Origin of the sequence: Sinorhizobium garamanticum, from assembly GCF_029892065.1 — a bacterium.
GTDB classification, from domain to species: Bacteria; Pseudomonadota; Alphaproteobacteria; order Rhizobiales; family Rhizobiaceae; genus Sinorhizobium; species Sinorhizobium garamanticum.
Window position 1 is genome coordinate 2942912 of the sequence record NZ_CP120373.1, and the last position, 13870, is coordinate 2956781.

The following is a 13870-nucleotide window of genomic DNA, read 5'->3' on the forward strand; positions in this document are numbered from 1 at the left end:
AGAAACTTTGAGGTACCATGCCGAACGCACCCAACCGCCCCTATCACCACGGTGATCTCCGCCGTGCGGTTATCGAGACGGCGTTGGATATGCTTCGGGAGGAGAAGGGCTGGCAGTTCACGCTGCGGGAAGTCGCCCGCCGGGCTGGCGTAAGCCACGCGGCACCCTACAAGCACTTCCCCGATAAGGCCGCGCTGCTCGCAGAACTCGCTATGATTGGGTTCGACCGGCTGCGCGAGTCCCTATCGGCTGCGAAGTCTGAAGCGCCCAAAAGTCTGCGCGACGAAATTACTCCGATAGCTCGTGCCTACGTCGCGTTCGGAACGGACAACCCGGCTCTCTACCGCCTGATGTTTAGCGCGGAGGAGGGGAAAGCGGTGGGCATGCATCTCAATGAGCGGGCGCTGGCGGTATTCGATGTTCTCCTTGAAATCCTCCGGCGCGGCCAGGCCGCGGGGAGCATTCGCAAGCGGCCGATAGAAGGTCAGGCGGCAGCCGGCTGGGGGCTCATCCACGGCATGACCATGCTTGCGATCGATGGGCTCTTGGTGCCCGAGAAGGTGGGATCGGCCCCCTTGGATGCGGCCTTGAGCACGCTGGTGGAAGGGCTGGGGAACCCAGCGACATGACACTACAGCAGCGCAGAGCTGCCGTTTGCGGCCTTGACCGCAAAGGCGCGTGGCCGCGCTAGTTCGGCCTGCATCGCCAGTCCCATGCGCTCATGACCTCCCCGCGCCTTCGGGCAGGTGACTTCAGCCATTTAGGCCTGTCGAACTGAATGCGGGTGACTTGCTTGTCTTTCCGAAGCGCTGAACGAGTCACTGGATGAAGACCTACTGCCTGGTGCTCTGATGCCAGCCGGGGGCATAGACGACATGGAAGGGCAGGGGCGGGTGGCTCCATTCGCCGACGACCTCGACGAGTTGACCGCCTGCAGCTAGGCAGCAGGAACGGCCTCAGGTTTTGGCCGACTCCCATTCCGGCCAGCATCATCGCGATCTGCTTCCGCTACCGGCCAATTGGCGCTCTTCCGCCCCTTGGACACTGGGCCATTGGCACATACCGACTGTATGGTATGTTCGCGTCATGTCGAGACCAACCAAACAATCGCCGGAACGCGGCAGCGCGCGAACCCGCCTCCTCGAGGCGGCGCGGGACATCATCCGCGCGAAAGGCTTCCATGCCACCACGGTTGATGACATCTGTGGTGCGGCCGACGTCACCAAGGGGGCGTTTTTCCATCACTTCGGGAGCAAGGACGCTCTGGGCGTCGCCGCGGCCGAGTTCTGGACAGAGACGACGACTGGCTTTTTCGAGGCCGCGCCTTATCACGAGCCGGCTGATGCTCTGGAGCGCGTCCTCGCCTATGTCGCTTTCCGCAAGGCGATCATCGGGAGCGACCTCACCGAGTTTACATGCCTGGTCGGAACCATGGCGCAGGAGGTCTACGCGAGCGCCCCTGATATTCGCGATGCCTGTGGCCGCAGCATCTTCGGTCATGCGGCGACGCTCGAGGCCGACATCGAGACCGCGCGACGGGATTACGGTATCACCGGCGACTGGACGGCCGAAAGCCTCGCGCGGCACATGCAAGCCGTCATCCAGGGCGGGTTCGTCCTGGCCAAGGCAGGGAACGATCCCGAGCTTGCGCGGGAAAGTCTCGACCATCTGGACCGGTACATCCGGCATCTTTTTCACGTCGCGGAGGAGGACCCAAAATGAGCGGAGTCACGATTATCGGATGCGCCTGCGGACGGACACGCCTCGAGGTGCTGGGGGCACCGATCCTTGTGTCCGAATGCCTGTGCAACAGCTGCAGGGCTGCTGCACATCGTCTCGCGACGCTTCCCGGGGCGAGGAATCACCTTACGTCCTACGGGGCGACGCCTTCTGCAGAATATCGCAAGGATCGCGTCCGGATCCTGTCCGGTGCGGAGCACCTGGGTGAATTCCGGCTGTCCGCCGATGCGGGTTCGCGCCGGGTCGTTGCGACCTGCTGCAACACGCCGGTCTTCCTGGAACTGAAGGGCGCGCACTGGCTGAGCATCTATCTTCACCTCTGGCCGGACGCGGCGCGGCCGAAAGCCGCGATGCGAACGATGGTCGGCGACCTGCCCCATACTTCCAACCTGCCGAACGACATCCCCAATCTGAAAAGCCACACGGTCGCCTTCTACGCAAAGCTTCTCAGGGCGTGGATCGCGATGGGGTTCCGCAATCCGAAGGTCGAGGTCGTGGGGAAGATCGATGCCTGACGAGAAGATCGAAATCGAGAACGTCAACATTCCCGGGCGGACAGAACGGGTTCATCGCGCGAAATACCTGGCAATGCGCGATGCGCTTCTGTCCGTCTTGCCGAGCGAGGCGCCTGGATTGACGGTCGCAGACGCGAAGGAGGCGCTTCTGCCCCTGCTTCCGGGAGACCTCTTTCCACAAGGCAACACGGCTGGATGGTGGTTGAAAGCCGTCCAACTCGACCTCGAGGCAAAAGGCATCATCAAACGCGCACCCCGTAAGCCGGTTCATCTCTACAGGCATCGGCCGCTCTGAACGCAAGAATCCGGTTGCGTGCCTTCTGCTCCCATCCATCGCGAACAATTGCATCCGCGGGCTTGACAGATCTTCGAAATAGGTAGATCGGTCTACCTAACATTTGGAGAGACGAGATGGCCGAGAGAATGCCAGCCAGGGAGCGCCTGCTGAACGCCGCAGCCGAGCTGTTTTATCGCGAGGGGGTGGGAGCGACGGGCATCGATGCGATCACCGCCCATGCGGGCGTCGCGAAAATGAGCCTCTACAACAATTTTTCGTCCAAGGCCGATCTCGTCAATGCGTATATGCAGCGACGTCTCGAGGAGTGGCGGGACGTCTATCGGGAGCGGCTGAGGAACGCGACGACACCTCAGCAGCGTATCCTGGCGGTCTTCGATTCCTATGTGGACCATGCAGCCCTTGCCTATGAGTGGGGGTTTCGGGGATGCGGGCTCCTCAATGCCGCCGCGGAGCTTCCAGTCGGCGATCCCGGCAGGGCGGTGGTCGCCTTCCAGAAGGAAGAGGTGGAACGGCTGTTCAAGGAGCATCTGCTCGAGATGGAACCGGGAGCCGGCGTCTCGATCGACGAGACCGCGCAACACCTGTCTTTTCTGCTCGAAGGCGCGATGTCGCGTGCAGGCCTCGACGGGCATGACGCGCGGCTGAAGACGGCGCGTAAGATCGCCATCTCGATTTTGGAGCGGCTCTAGAGGCTCTTCGCGCGCTCAGCTCTCCGAGTTTCTCACAACTGCTGCCACCGCCAGAAAACGGACCCCATCAATGAGTGAAGCTGTTGCCGCGGCCTCGTATCGCCCGAGGAAGGGAATTTCGGCGATCGTCGTCCTGGTTATCCTCGAAGCGGCTCTGGTGATTTCCTGGAGCGCCGGCTTTGTCGGCATCCGGTTTGCGATCGACCACGCGCCGATCTTCCTCATCCTGCTGTGGCGAAGCCTGGTCTCCGGACTGCTCCTGCTTCCCTTCGCGCTCACCATGGGGCCAGCGATCCGGTGGAAGGACGCCTTCTCGCAGATGCTGCTGGGCGCGCTGGCGATGTCGGGTTACCTCGCCGGGTTCGCGCTTGCGATCTCCTATGGGGTGCCAACGGGCCTCGTCGCCCTGATTGCCGACATGCTGCCGCTGGCGGTGGCGCTATTGTCCTGGCCGGTTCTTGGACAGGCGCTGACCGCGCGTCAGTGGCTGGGCTCCTTCCTCGGCATGGCCGGCGTGTTGATCGCCTCCGGCTGGTCTCTCAACATGGGCGACGTGCCGCTCTGGGCCTATTGCCTGCCTGTTCTCGGCACGCTTTCGCTGGCGATGGCGACGTTGCTGCAGAAACGCAGTTCAACCAATGCCATGCCCGTCTACCAGAGCCTGTGCATCCAGTGCCTTTCGGCGTCGGCGATCTTCGCCGTGTTCGCCTGGCGCGAGGGAGGCGTTCTCCCGGTTCTCGACAGGTGCTTCATCGGCGGCATTCTATGGCTCGTGTTCGTGGCCACGTTCGGGGCATGGAGCCTCTACTACATCGCGCTTCGCAAATCCTCTCCGGCCCGGGTTACGGCGATCCTCTATCTGAGCCCGCCGGTGACGATGATCTGGGCCTGGGTGATGTTTGGCGAGCCCTTGTCCTTTGCGATGGCCGGGGGACTGGCCGTTTCGCTGATCGGCATCACCATTTTCGCGCGATCGAAAAAGCCGGCTCATGCGGCAAAGCCCGATTACCCCTAAAATGTTACTGGTAAAGGGTGAAAAATCTGGCAGGTTGTACCCATATTGTTGAAGCTATTTGAGAACGTTTTCAGGGCCCACTTCTCCGGAAGTGGGCTTCTTTAGTTCATTCGTATAAAAACATGCAGCAATTCAAAGTACTGCACCGTCCTTTGCGCGTCTTATCAGACGCGCGGCGCTGTAGTGGCCTCTTCTCCCAAATGAATGGCGAACACGCTGGCGTAGTCGGCTCCGTTGCCGCTGCAAGCGCCGGTTGATCTAGCCCTATCGATTAGTAGACAAATCGGCCAATTCTGGCACGATTGGAGGGCCAACATAATTGGCGTTAAACTCAGGGCCCGCCGGTTTCCCGATCATTCGATATGGCGGGCTCCTTTTCACATCGAGACCCGGTGACGGATACATCACGCGACCTGCGCGTATTCGGGTGCCGTCGACGTGGATGGTGGTCGCGTCTGCGTAAGACAGTGGGAAAGGGGCCCGATCGAACCCTGCGCCATCAGGAATGCAGCGTGAGCTTTTTCAGCTTTTCCACGTTTCGCTCGCCCGATTGATAAACCAAAATCAATCTCGCGGCGAGCGCTTCAGCCTGTTCACCGCAGTTGGGCAGCTGACGTTCTTCCAACAGCTGTTCGAACACGCGGCCGAGCAGATCGACCTCGCCGGGACGGAAGGGTTGGGAAGTATAGTTCCGGGATATCGGCATGGCGCGCAACTCCTCACGCAGGGGGCGAAAGCGCCATTATCTCCCAGCCACCGGCGCCCGTATAATCAGCCGATGATGGTGAGAGCGTACCCATATTTTCGCAAATGGCGACGCCTCAGCGGTTGCAAATAAGCTGCCGTCGACAAAACGGCCGATCGATGAGTCTTTGGCCCCTGTGAATACGGGCTCCGTTTGCGAGGTGGATCACCGGAGGACGTCGTAAAGCGTAATGAAAACAATCATTAGAGAGTACAAACTGAGGGCGTTGATCTGATCGCAAAATCGATCGGTCTGAACCGCTATCCGAGCCGTCCAACGTGAGATCGTCTTGACCATTTTCCCGACAGCGTCGTGCACCTTCTCAGACGCACAAAGGTCGCTGTAGTGGACCGCAATCTCGCGGAAAATTAAGTCGTCAGTAAGTTCTTTCATCCGAGCGACGGTATTTTCGCAGTACCGCTGATGCGTTGCTTCGCCTCTTTATTTTCAGAGCTGCGAGACTCCAACTCGATCTGTCGTCGCCTACTACGATTCTTCTCTGTCAGGGAACTTCCGGAAAATAAATTCAAAGTATGCGTTTGCGATATCTCCGGATTGCGCGTGAAGGTTGAAAGTAAAAATTTGTATACATATTAAATAGTGCGAAGTTAAAACGATGGAGCCAATATTTTCAGGACCTATATTTACTATCGTATTTTACAAGAGCAGGATGAATTGTCCGGATTGCCATCGGCTTGAGGTTCCGGCGCGGCCTGTCGATCCCGACAAGACCGAAACGAAAGTCTGGAGGCCGCTATGAAAAGCTTAGTTCCCGCTCGGTTTTATGGTTACGATTTCTCGCGCCTGTGGGTCGCCATTGGATTTACGCTCGCAATAGCGGTGATCATCTACGGCGCTCTCTTCGGAAGGATCTTTTAGTCCGCGTTGGCTCCGCCGGCCGATCGCGCAAAATAATTCTTATGGGCTAGTAGACATACAATTTTAGTTTGGCAGAATGATTCGGCTACAACTTTGTAGCGGTATACGATCACCCATTCCTTTTCAGTAGCAATTTAGAGCAGAGCCCCTGAGAGATGACAGGGGGCTCTGTTTGCTGCTGCGTTTGGGTCAACGAAGGGATTAATCACGCTACTGCATGTTCCCTTAAATCGTAGTCGATTTAAGGGAACATGCAGTAAATCAAAGCACTACAGCGACCTTTGCGCGTCTGATAAGACGCGCTGTAGTCGAGCCGGACGGGAGCTTGTCACTCGTCTCGCGGCTGTGGTGCGTCAGGGACCGGTCGGCCCTCCAGAAAGGCTACGACCTCGGCCTGCATGTCGAGGCACAGGTTCTGGTACTCACGCAAAAGTTCCTCCCGCAGAGGATACTCGTTCCGCAGGCTTTCAATGGCCCCTGCGGCAAGAGCGTAGGCCTCGAACAGGTCTTCCATTTCCTGGTTTTTGATCGCCCGGAGCTTTTGTCGATGACGTGGCAAAGCCAGTGCGAGTCTGGCTCTTCCGTTGCGCACTAAAGACATTGCCGCAACCCCGACAGTGCCCGCCGGCTTGCGGACACTGCTGTTGGTTTCTGTGTGACGTGTACGCCGACCTCGGATGAAGGACGACGTCCTATAAATTCCGAAGATCACAGTTTGTTCCGCGCCGAGGATGGCCTACAGCGCCGCGCGTCTTTTCAGACGCGCATCAAGGCTTGCCCAGCTCGCCCTGCGTGGCGCGCAGGAGGTTGTCGCGCAGCCTCGCTACGCTCTGCTGCACCTCGTCAAGGTCGTCTCCGAGCCCGGTGGCGTCCGTCAGCGACGCGCCGGGGTCGGCGTCTGCCAGGCTGCGGCCCGCGGCTGTCAGGCTCACGCGAACCTGCCGCTCGTCTTGCGGGTCGCGGCGACGGCTGATGAGACCGATCTGCTCGAGCTTCTTGAGGATCGGCGTCAGCGTGTTGGATTCCAGGAACATCTTTTCGCCGAGCTCGCCGACCGTCTGGTCGTCCTTTTCGGAGAGCGCCACCAGGGCGATGTACTGGGTGTAGGTGAGGCCAAGCTCATCCAGGATCGGCTTGTAGGCACGGCCGAAGGCAAGATTGGCCGAGTAGATCGCGAAGCACAGAAAATTCGCCAGTTTCGGTTTTTCCTTGCCCGCCTGCGGGGGAGCGGGCGTGGCCGCCCCCGGGTTCTTTGCTGTCTGGGATGTGCCCATGGACATTTCCAATCCAAGTTTTCCTTTTGTTGGCCTTATATAAATCGGATGCGATTAAATCGCAATGGTATTGACGCGGGTTCGGCCGATTTAAGTAGATCCGATTAAAGCCCAGCAGAAGGACCCTCACATGATCGAGAAGCCGCTTCAGATGGATTCTCCGCGAGTGAAATGTTAGGTTGAACAACTTCTTCTTGCAGCGCGTCGTCGGAGAGAGACCATGCTTCGGTTAGGCAGGAAGTATCAGCACCTCGTTCACGGCGCCGGCTGCGCCTGCTTCAGTCCCGTTCTCCAACAAGCGTCACGTCGTCTGGATGCATTTTCGCGTCGGCACTTTCTCGCGGCTGCGGGAGCGGCGGCAGTCGCGGGGATGGTGCCTGGGCCATCCTTTGCCCAGGGGCCGGTCTCCAAGGTTCTCTTGAGCAAGGTCCGGTTGTTCGATGGCAAGTCCCACACGTTGCGGCCAGGGGTCCAGGTCCTGATCGAGGGTAACAGGATCGCGTCCGTCGATGCGACGAATAGCGCTCCGCCGTCCGACGCGACCGTGATCGATTGCGGCGATCGCGTTCTGATGCCGGGCATGATCGATGCACACTGGCACACGTTGTATGCAGCTGTTCCTTTGGCGGTCATAGCGACGGGCGATCCCGGCTTCGTCTTCTCCGCGTCCACGGCAGAAGCCGAACGGACCCTCATGCGCGGCTTTACCACCGTCCGCGATCTGGGCAGTCCGGTCTTCTCCTTCAAGCAAGCGATCGACAGCGGTGTCATACCCGGTCCCCGCATCTTTCCGTCAGGTGCCGTGATCACGACCTCCGGCGGGCATGGCGACCTTCGCATGCCGAGCGAGATTCCGCCCGACTCCGGGCGGCTCAGCGTGAGCGAACTGGTGGGCGCCGCAGCGATCGCCGACAGTATCGGAGACTTGAAGCAACGCGTACGGGAGCAGCTGCTACAAGGCGCCTCGCAGGTCAAAATCGTAGGAGGCGGTGGCGTGTCGTCTCCGCGCAGTCCACTCGACATGTCCACGTTCAGCGAGGAAGAGCTACGTGCGGCGATTGACGTTGCCCGGGACTGGAACACCTACGTTACCGTCCATGCCTACGCTCCGAACACTGTCCAGCGGGCGATCGCGGCGGGAGCGGCCTGCATCGAGCACGCCCATCTGATGGATGAAGAGACGGCAAGGATCATGGCCGACAAGGGAGTCTGGCTCAGCACGCAGCCCTTCCTGTCGACGGAGGATGTCGCCCAGCAGACAGGGCCAGCCGCCGAACGCATGCACCAAGTCTTCGCTGGGACCCCGAAGATCTACGATCTTATTCGGCAGCATGGGATCAAGGCGGCGTGGGGCTCTGATATCCTGTTCTCACCTGAAGTCACGCCACGCCAGGGCATCATGCTGACCCATCTCAGCAACTGGTACACGAACGCCGAAACGCTGCGCATGGCGACATCGGTCAATGCGGAGCTGCTTGCGCTTTCCAACCTTCGCACGCCGTATCCCGGCAAACTGGGCGTCATTGAGGAAGGTGCGCTCGCGGATATGCTGGTTCTGGATGGCGATCCGCTCGAGGACATTCGCCTCATGGAAGACCCTGGAAAGAACCTGGTCGTCATTATGAAAGACGGCAGGATCCATAAGAATACGCTTTGAGCCTGCGATCCGCGCCAGGAGTGCCGCTCGGACGAATCAAGACCTGTAGCCGCGCTCGCGGTCTTCCACATTAGGCGCTTCATCGGGAAGCGCTGGGCTGACCGTCACGAACTGCTCGTTCGACTCCAGAATGCGGCGCGCCTCGACGATCTCTTCGAACGGAAGGTCCGGCGATCAGCGCCTGAGCGAACCGTCCATCAGCCCGCCGATGACGAAGGCCTTGGCGGCATGCAGTCGCGCCGCATCGCTGGTGATCTCATGGACGAGATAGCTGCGCAGCACGGGCTCTCGGTCGGTGTGAGCGGTTGCAGATGCGGTGCACTGTCATGTAGCTTGCGGCCCAAAGACAGGAGGAGGCCATGGCTGACGCGAGTTCCGGTACCGCCAGGATGCTGACCGGCAAATGTCTGTGCGGGGCGGTCGAATACCGGGTGGCGGACCGGTTCGAGTATGCGATGAACTGCCATTGCTCGAATTGCCGGCGCGCCACCGGTTCGGCCTTCAAGCCGTTCGCGGGCGTCAAGCGCGACGACCTCAGCCTCGTTCGCGGCAAGGACGCGCGCCTGGTCTATGGCGACGAGGGTGAGGCGCATGACGTCCACTGTGCCGCCTGCGGCTCACTGCTTTATTCCGTCGTGCGCGAGGGCGCCTATGCGCATGTAACGCTCGGCACGCTCGTCGACGCGCCGGCGATCCGGCCCTCGGCGCATATCTTCGTCGGATCGAAGGCGGAATGGTATGAGATCACCGACGACCTGCCGCAATACGAATGCTTTCCCGACGATTGAGGCGCGGCCCCGCGCGATCACACCGTGACGACGACCTTGCCGAATTGCTCGTTTGACTCCAGAAAACGATGCGCCTCGACGATCTCATCGAAGGGAAAGGTCCTGGCGATCACGGGCCGGAGCGATCCGTCCGCCAGCCCGTCGAGGATGAAGGCCTTGGCGGCCTCGAGCCGCTCCGGATCGGAGATGATTTCGTGGACGAGGTAACCGCGCAGCGTCAGGCTCTTGCTGAGCACGGCAAACAGCGGGAAGGGCGTGGGCTCGGGGCTTAAACCGCCGTATTCGATGAGGATGCCGCCCGGTGACATCGCGGCCGTCAGTGGCTCGAAGGCGGGGCCGCCGACCGGATCGAACACCACGCGCACGCCCGCCGGGCCGGCGATCTCCGCCAGCCGCGCCCCGAGATCCTCCTCGGCGGAGGCGATGACATGGGCGGCGCCGAACTCGGTGAGGGCCTGCTTCTTGGCGGACGTGCGCGTGATGGCGATCGCGGTCGCGCCCAGCCTGTTGGCAATCTCGATCGCCGCGAGTCCGACGCTGCTCGACGCGGCGGTGATTGCGACAAAGTCTCCCGGATGCAGTCGGGCAATGTCGATCAGCGCACCATAGGCGGTGAGATATTGCATCCAGACGGCGGCGGCCACTTCGAAGCTCAGCGATGGCGGGTGCTTGACGACAAGCCTTGCCGGAAAACTGGCAAGCTCGCCATAGGCCGGCCAGCGCACCATCGACGGGGGCGGCACGACGCTGACGGCGTCGCCCGGCGCAAGGCCCTCCACGCCTTCACCGACCGCTTCGATGATGCCCGCCGCCTCGAGGCCAAGACCGGAGGGCAAGGGGGGCGTCTCGATATAGGCGCCCGAGCGGATGAGCGCCTCGGCCCGGTTGAGCCCGAGCGCCTTGACGCGAATCTGGACCTCACCCGGACCAGGCCCCGCAACATCGACGTCCTCGATGCGCAGGACCTCGGGACCACCGAGCTCATGAAAGCGGACGACACGGACCATCGGCACAACTCCAAAACAATTGAACTGAATGAGCTATGCCACCGCATTTTCGGAGGATAAATTGCGTTCGGAGCAAGACAGAAGAAACCAGGAGTTTCGAATATGGATCGCCTTGCGAGCATGGCCGTCTTCGTCAAAGCCGTCGACCTCGGCTCGTTCGCGGCCGCCGCAAGCGCGCTTGATCTGTCCGGACCGATGGTCGGCAAGCATGTGCGGTTCCTTGAGGAGCGGCTCGGCGTGCGCTTGCTCAACCGCACGACGCGGCGTCAGAGCCTGACAGACTTCGGGCGGGCCTATTATGAGCGCTGCCGTGTGGTGCTGGCTGAAGCCGAGGCCGCGGATGCGCTGGCGGCGGATCAGTTTTCCGAGCCGCGCGGACGGCTCCGGGTCACGATGCCCGCGCTGTTCGGCCGGCGCTGTGTCGTCCCCATCCTCCTGGAGCTTGCCGAGCAATATCCGGCCCTCGAACTCGATCTGTCGTTCAGCGATCACTTCGCCGACCTTGCGGGCGATGGCTTTGACCTCGCGATCCGCAGCCTTGCCGCCAGCAGCGGCAATCTGCAGGACCGGGCGGGGACGATCGTGCGTCGCATCGCGCGCCATCACATGGTCGTTTGCGGCACGCCATCCTATCTCGAAAGGCGCGGCCGGCCACGGCAGATCGAGGATCTCGGCGGGCACCACGGCATCATCTACAGCCGGTCGGGCCGTGTTCACCCCTGGCTGTTCCCGCGCGACGACGGGCCACCGGTAGAGGTGACGCCGCTCAACCGCCTCCGGCTCGACGATCTCGATGCGATCGCCGACGCCGCCGTCGCCGGCCTCGGGCTTGCCTGGCTTCCCGGCTGGCTCGTCCGCGAACGCATCGAGGCAGGGGCGCTCGTGCCGCTCTTGTCCGATCAACCCGGGCTCCACTTCGACAATTATGCACTGTGGCTGCAGACGCCGCATCTGCCGCTGAAGATCCGATTTGCCGTCGATGCTCTGGCAGCTCGGTTGCCCAAGTTCATGATTTGAGGCGCGCGAACGTCGACGAGCGCGGCCTGCTGTTCATTTCATCGGAGAAGCGTGCTTGGCTTGCGCGCTGCGGTACACTATAAACGATAGTGGAGAACGAAATTCATTAGACTTTCGCGCGTATCCGGCGCGTCACCGCATAGTGCGTTTGCGCAGCGGCACCATGAAGCGCCGCAACACTTTGAATTCGATTGATCTATCGTGATGGGTTCTGACTCAGGGACGCTCTGACAGAAGCGACAGCATTCGCGATGCTGCATTGATGAGATCTATTTGAACGTCATCCGAGCTTGAACACATTCCCGCTCCGGTAATGAGGGAAGTGCCGTGAAGCTGCTTAGGGAACCACTTCTGCATTTTGCGGTGGCGGGCGCCGGGCTGTTCGCCGTCTATGCCTGGATCGGCGGCAGCGGCGCGGAACAGGCGACCGGGATGGACGAGGTCCAGATCGGCGAGGGGGAGTTGCGCTGGGTCGGCGAGACCTGGGCGCGGCAATGGCAGCGTGAGCCTTCTCGCGAGGAACTGCGCGGGCTCCTTCTGGATCTTCTAAAGGAAGAGCTGTTGGCGCGCGAGGCGCGCGAACTCGGTCTCGACCGGGACGATACGGTCGTGCGCCGGCGGCTTGCGCAGAAAATGACTTTCCTGATCGAGGATACGGCGCGGGTCGCCGAGCCTCAGGAAAGCGAGTTGCGGGCGTTCTACGATGCCCATCAGGCGAGTTTCAGCCGTGCCGGGCGCATCTCCTTCGAGCACGTGTTCTTCGACCGCGGCAAGCGGAGAGATGCCGCGGCCGATGCACGGCGGGTGCTGGTCAATCTTGCCGAGTCCGACGCGCTAGCGGCCGATGAGGGCGATCGGCTGTTGATCGAAAGCGATATCCGCGACGCCGACCGGGACGCGGTGGCGGCGCAGTTCGGGCAGGCGTTCGCGGACGCGGTTTTCACACTTTCTTCGGGTGAATGGAGCGGCCCGATCGAGTCCGCCTACGGGCTGCATCTCGTTCGCGTTTACGAGGCGACACCCGGTGAAGTGCCTCCCTTCGAGGACGTGAAAGCCGAGGTCCTGGATCGATGGCGCAATGAGCAGCGGCGCCTCGTTCAAGAGCGGTATTTCGCCGAGCTCTTCGGTAAATACGACATCGTGGCGGACGAACGCATCGAGGCCCTGGTTGGCCCTCTGCCCGGAAACGTCGAGCCGGGAGACGTGCGGCCAACAGATATGGGGCTGGCGCGATGAGCCGGAAGACCTTCCTTGCAATGATCTGTCTGGCGTTCGCGTGGCTCCTGCCGATGGCAGCCATCGCGCACGAGGTCCGGCCGGCCTATCTCGAACTCAGGGAGGAGCGGCCGGGCGAATTTTCGGTGCTCTGGAAGGTGCCGATGCAAGGCGAGATGAGGCTTGGCCTCAAGCCGGCATTTTCCGGTGAAACGCATGAATCGGTCCGTGTCAGCCGCACGGTTTCGGGCGCGGCGATCGAGCACTGGACGCTCGCCGCCCCGGCGCTGCGCGGCCAGACGCTTTCGATCGACGGTCTCGAAGCGACGATGACGGACGTATTGGCGCGCGTCGAGTACCTGGACGGCACCTCCTGGACGCAGCGGCTGACGCCGCGCGAGCCGGCGGCGGCGATCCCGCTCGCCGACACGGCGCTCGATGTCGCGTGGGTCTACCTGAAACTCGGCGTCGAGCACATTCTGTTCGGCATCGACCATCTGCTCTTCGTGCTGGCGCTCATGATCCTGACGCGTGAGCTGGGGATGCTGGTCAAGACCATCACCGCCTTCACCGTTGCCCATTCGATCACGTTGGCGCTGGCGACGCTCGGCTTCGTCCATGCGCCGCAGGCGCCGGTCGAGGCGGTGATCGCGCTTTCGATCGTCTTCGTCGCCGCCGAGATCGTGCATCGGGACGGGGGCCGCGTGGGCGTGGCGGCGCGGGCGCCATGGATCGTCGCATTCGGTTTCGGATTGCTGCACGGCTTCGGCTTTGCCGGGGCGCTGAGCGAGATCGGCCTGCCGCAGGGTCATATCCCGCTGGCGCTGTTCTTCTTCAATCTCGGGGTCGAGGCGGGGCAACTCGTCTTCGTCGCGGCCGTCCTTTTGCTTCTGGCGGCCGCGCGGCGGTTGCGGCTCGTTTTACCGGCCTGGGCGCCGCGCGTCCCGGCCTATGCAATCGGCAGTGTCGCGATGTTCTGGACGATCCAGCGCATCGCGATGTTTCCCAATCCATGAACGCTCGGGAGGTCG

At 61.6% G+C, this 13870-nt stretch carries 17 protein-coding genes; 12 read left to right on the forward strand and 5 right to left on the reverse strand.

Annotated features, from left to right (window positions below; all coding sequences use genetic code 11):
• Positions 1 to 17 precede the first annotated feature (17 nt).
• A complete protein-coding gene (locus PZN02_RS13715; protein ID WP_280658525.1) occupies positions 18 to 629 on the forward strand; it encodes a TetR/AcrR family transcriptional regulator in 612 nt (203 codons plus the stop codon).
• A gap of 2 nt (positions 630 to 631) precedes the next feature.
• Here PZN02_RS13715 and PZN02_RS13720 read toward each other — a convergent pair whose 3' ends face one another.
• Complete coding sequence (locus tag PZN02_RS13720; RefSeq protein WP_280658526.1) at positions 632 to 760, reverse strand: hypothetical protein; 129 nt, start codon at positions 758 to 760, stop codon at positions 632 to 634.
• Positions 761 to 1086: 326 nt separating this feature from the next.
• Here PZN02_RS13720 and PZN02_RS13725 point away from each other — a divergent pair, with 326 nt between their 5' ends.
• From PZN02_RS13725 to PZN02_RS13745, 5 genes are all read left to right on the forward strand, one after another.
• Positions 1087 to 1722, forward strand: coding sequence for a TetR/AcrR family transcriptional regulator (locus PZN02_RS13725; protein ID WP_280658527.1), 636 nt, complete (start codon positions 1087 to 1089; stop codon positions 1720 to 1722).
• Positions 1719 to 2255: a GFA family protein gene (locus PZN02_RS13730; protein WP_280658528.1), complete on the forward strand. Its 537-nt coding sequence runs from the start codon at positions 1719 to 1721 to the stop codon at positions 2253 to 2255. Before PZN02_RS13725 ends, PZN02_RS13730 begins: the two co-directional genes overlap by 4 nt.
• On the forward strand, positions 2248 to 2550 hold the full coding sequence (locus PZN02_RS13735; RefSeq protein ID WP_280658529.1) for a DUF6958 family protein: 303 nt from the start codon (positions 2248 to 2250) through the stop codon (positions 2548 to 2550). Before PZN02_RS13730 ends, PZN02_RS13735 begins: the two co-directional genes overlap by 8 nt.
• Before the next feature lie 116 nt (positions 2551 to 2666).
• Positions 2667 to 3242 (forward strand): TetR/AcrR family transcriptional regulator, encoded by a 576-nt coding sequence (locus PZN02_RS13740; RefSeq protein WP_280658530.1) that lies wholly within the window; start codon positions 2667 to 2669, stop codon positions 3240 to 3242.
• 70 nt (positions 3243 to 3312) lie between these two features.
• Positions 3313 to 4257: a DMT family transporter gene (locus PZN02_RS13745; protein WP_280658531.1), complete on the forward strand. Its 945-nt coding sequence runs from the start codon at positions 3313 to 3315 to the stop codon at positions 4255 to 4257.
• 499 nt (positions 4258 to 4756) lie between these two features.
• Here the strand turns inward: PZN02_RS13745 and PZN02_RS13750 are convergent, their stop codons facing one another.
• On the reverse strand, positions 4757 to 4963 hold the full coding sequence (locus tag PZN02_RS13750) for a hypothetical protein (RefSeq protein ID WP_280658532.1): 207 nt from the start codon (positions 4961 to 4963) through the stop codon (positions 4757 to 4759).
• Between the two features lie 795 nt (positions 4964 to 5758).
• On the opposite strand from PZN02_RS13750, the gene PZN02_RS13755 reads away from it, so the two are divergent.
• On the forward strand, positions 5759 to 5881 hold the full coding sequence (locus PZN02_RS13755) for a hypothetical protein (protein ID WP_280658533.1): 123 nt from the start codon (positions 5759 to 5761) through the stop codon (positions 5879 to 5881).
• A gap of 328 nt (positions 5882 to 6209) precedes the next feature.
• Here PZN02_RS13755 and PZN02_RS13760 read toward each other — a convergent pair whose 3' ends face one another.
• Together PZN02_RS13760 and PZN02_RS13765 are read right to left on the reverse strand one after the other, a co-directional pair.
• Positions 6210 to 6482, reverse strand: coding sequence for a hypothetical protein (locus PZN02_RS13760; protein ID WP_280658534.1), 273 nt, complete (start codon positions 6480 to 6482; stop codon positions 6210 to 6212).
• A 166-nt stretch (positions 6483 to 6648) separates the two neighbouring features.
• Positions 6649 to 7155: a MarR family winged helix-turn-helix transcriptional regulator gene (locus tag PZN02_RS13765; protein WP_280658535.1), complete on the reverse strand. Its 507-nt coding sequence runs from the start codon at positions 7153 to 7155 to the stop codon at positions 6649 to 6651.
• Positions 7156 to 7375: 220 nt separating this feature from the next.
• Here PZN02_RS13765 and PZN02_RS13770 point away from each other — a divergent pair, with 220 nt between their 5' ends.
• Positions 7376 to 8812: a metal-dependent hydrolase family protein gene (locus PZN02_RS13770; RefSeq protein ID WP_280658536.1), complete on the forward strand. Its 1437-nt coding sequence runs from the start codon at positions 7376 to 7378 to the stop codon at positions 8810 to 8812.
• A gap of 359 nt (positions 8813 to 9171) precedes the next feature.
• Positions 9172 to 9600 carry a GFA family protein gene (locus PZN02_RS13775; protein ID WP_280658537.1) on the forward strand — a complete coding sequence of 143 codons (429 nt, stop codon included), beginning with the start codon at positions 9172 to 9174 and terminating at the stop codon, positions 9598 to 9600.
• 17 nt (positions 9601 to 9617) lie between these two features.
• Here the strand turns inward: PZN02_RS13775 and PZN02_RS13780 are convergent, their stop codons facing one another.
• Positions 9618 to 10607: a zinc-dependent alcohol dehydrogenase family protein gene (locus tag PZN02_RS13780; RefSeq protein WP_280658538.1), complete on the reverse strand. Its 990-nt coding sequence runs from the start codon at positions 10605 to 10607 to the stop codon at positions 9618 to 9620.
• Between the two features lie 102 nt (positions 10608 to 10709).
• On the opposite strand from PZN02_RS13780, the gene PZN02_RS13785 reads away from it, so the two are divergent.
• The 3 genes from PZN02_RS13785 to PZN02_RS13795 all read left to right on the forward strand — a co-directional run bounded on the left by PZN02_RS13785 (position 10710) and on the right by PZN02_RS13795 (position 13855).
• Positions 10710 to 11624 carry a LysR family transcriptional regulator gene (locus PZN02_RS13785; RefSeq protein ID WP_280658539.1) on the forward strand — a complete coding sequence of 305 codons (915 nt, stop codon included), beginning with the start codon at positions 10710 to 10712 and terminating at the stop codon, positions 11622 to 11624.
• A 327-nt stretch (positions 11625 to 11951) separates the two neighbouring features.
• Entirely contained in the window at positions 11952 to 12860 is a 909-nt protein-coding gene (locus PZN02_RS13790) for a peptidyl-prolyl cis-trans isomerase (protein ID WP_280658540.1), read from the forward strand.
• Positions 12857 to 13855 carry a HupE/UreJ family protein gene (locus PZN02_RS13795; protein ID WP_425336244.1) on the forward strand — a complete coding sequence of 333 codons (999 nt, stop codon included), beginning with the start codon at positions 12857 to 12859 and terminating at the stop codon, positions 13853 to 13855. The genes PZN02_RS13790 and PZN02_RS13795 overlap by 4 nt, the downstream gene beginning before the upstream one ends.
• Positions 13856 to 13870 lie beyond the last annotated feature (15 nt).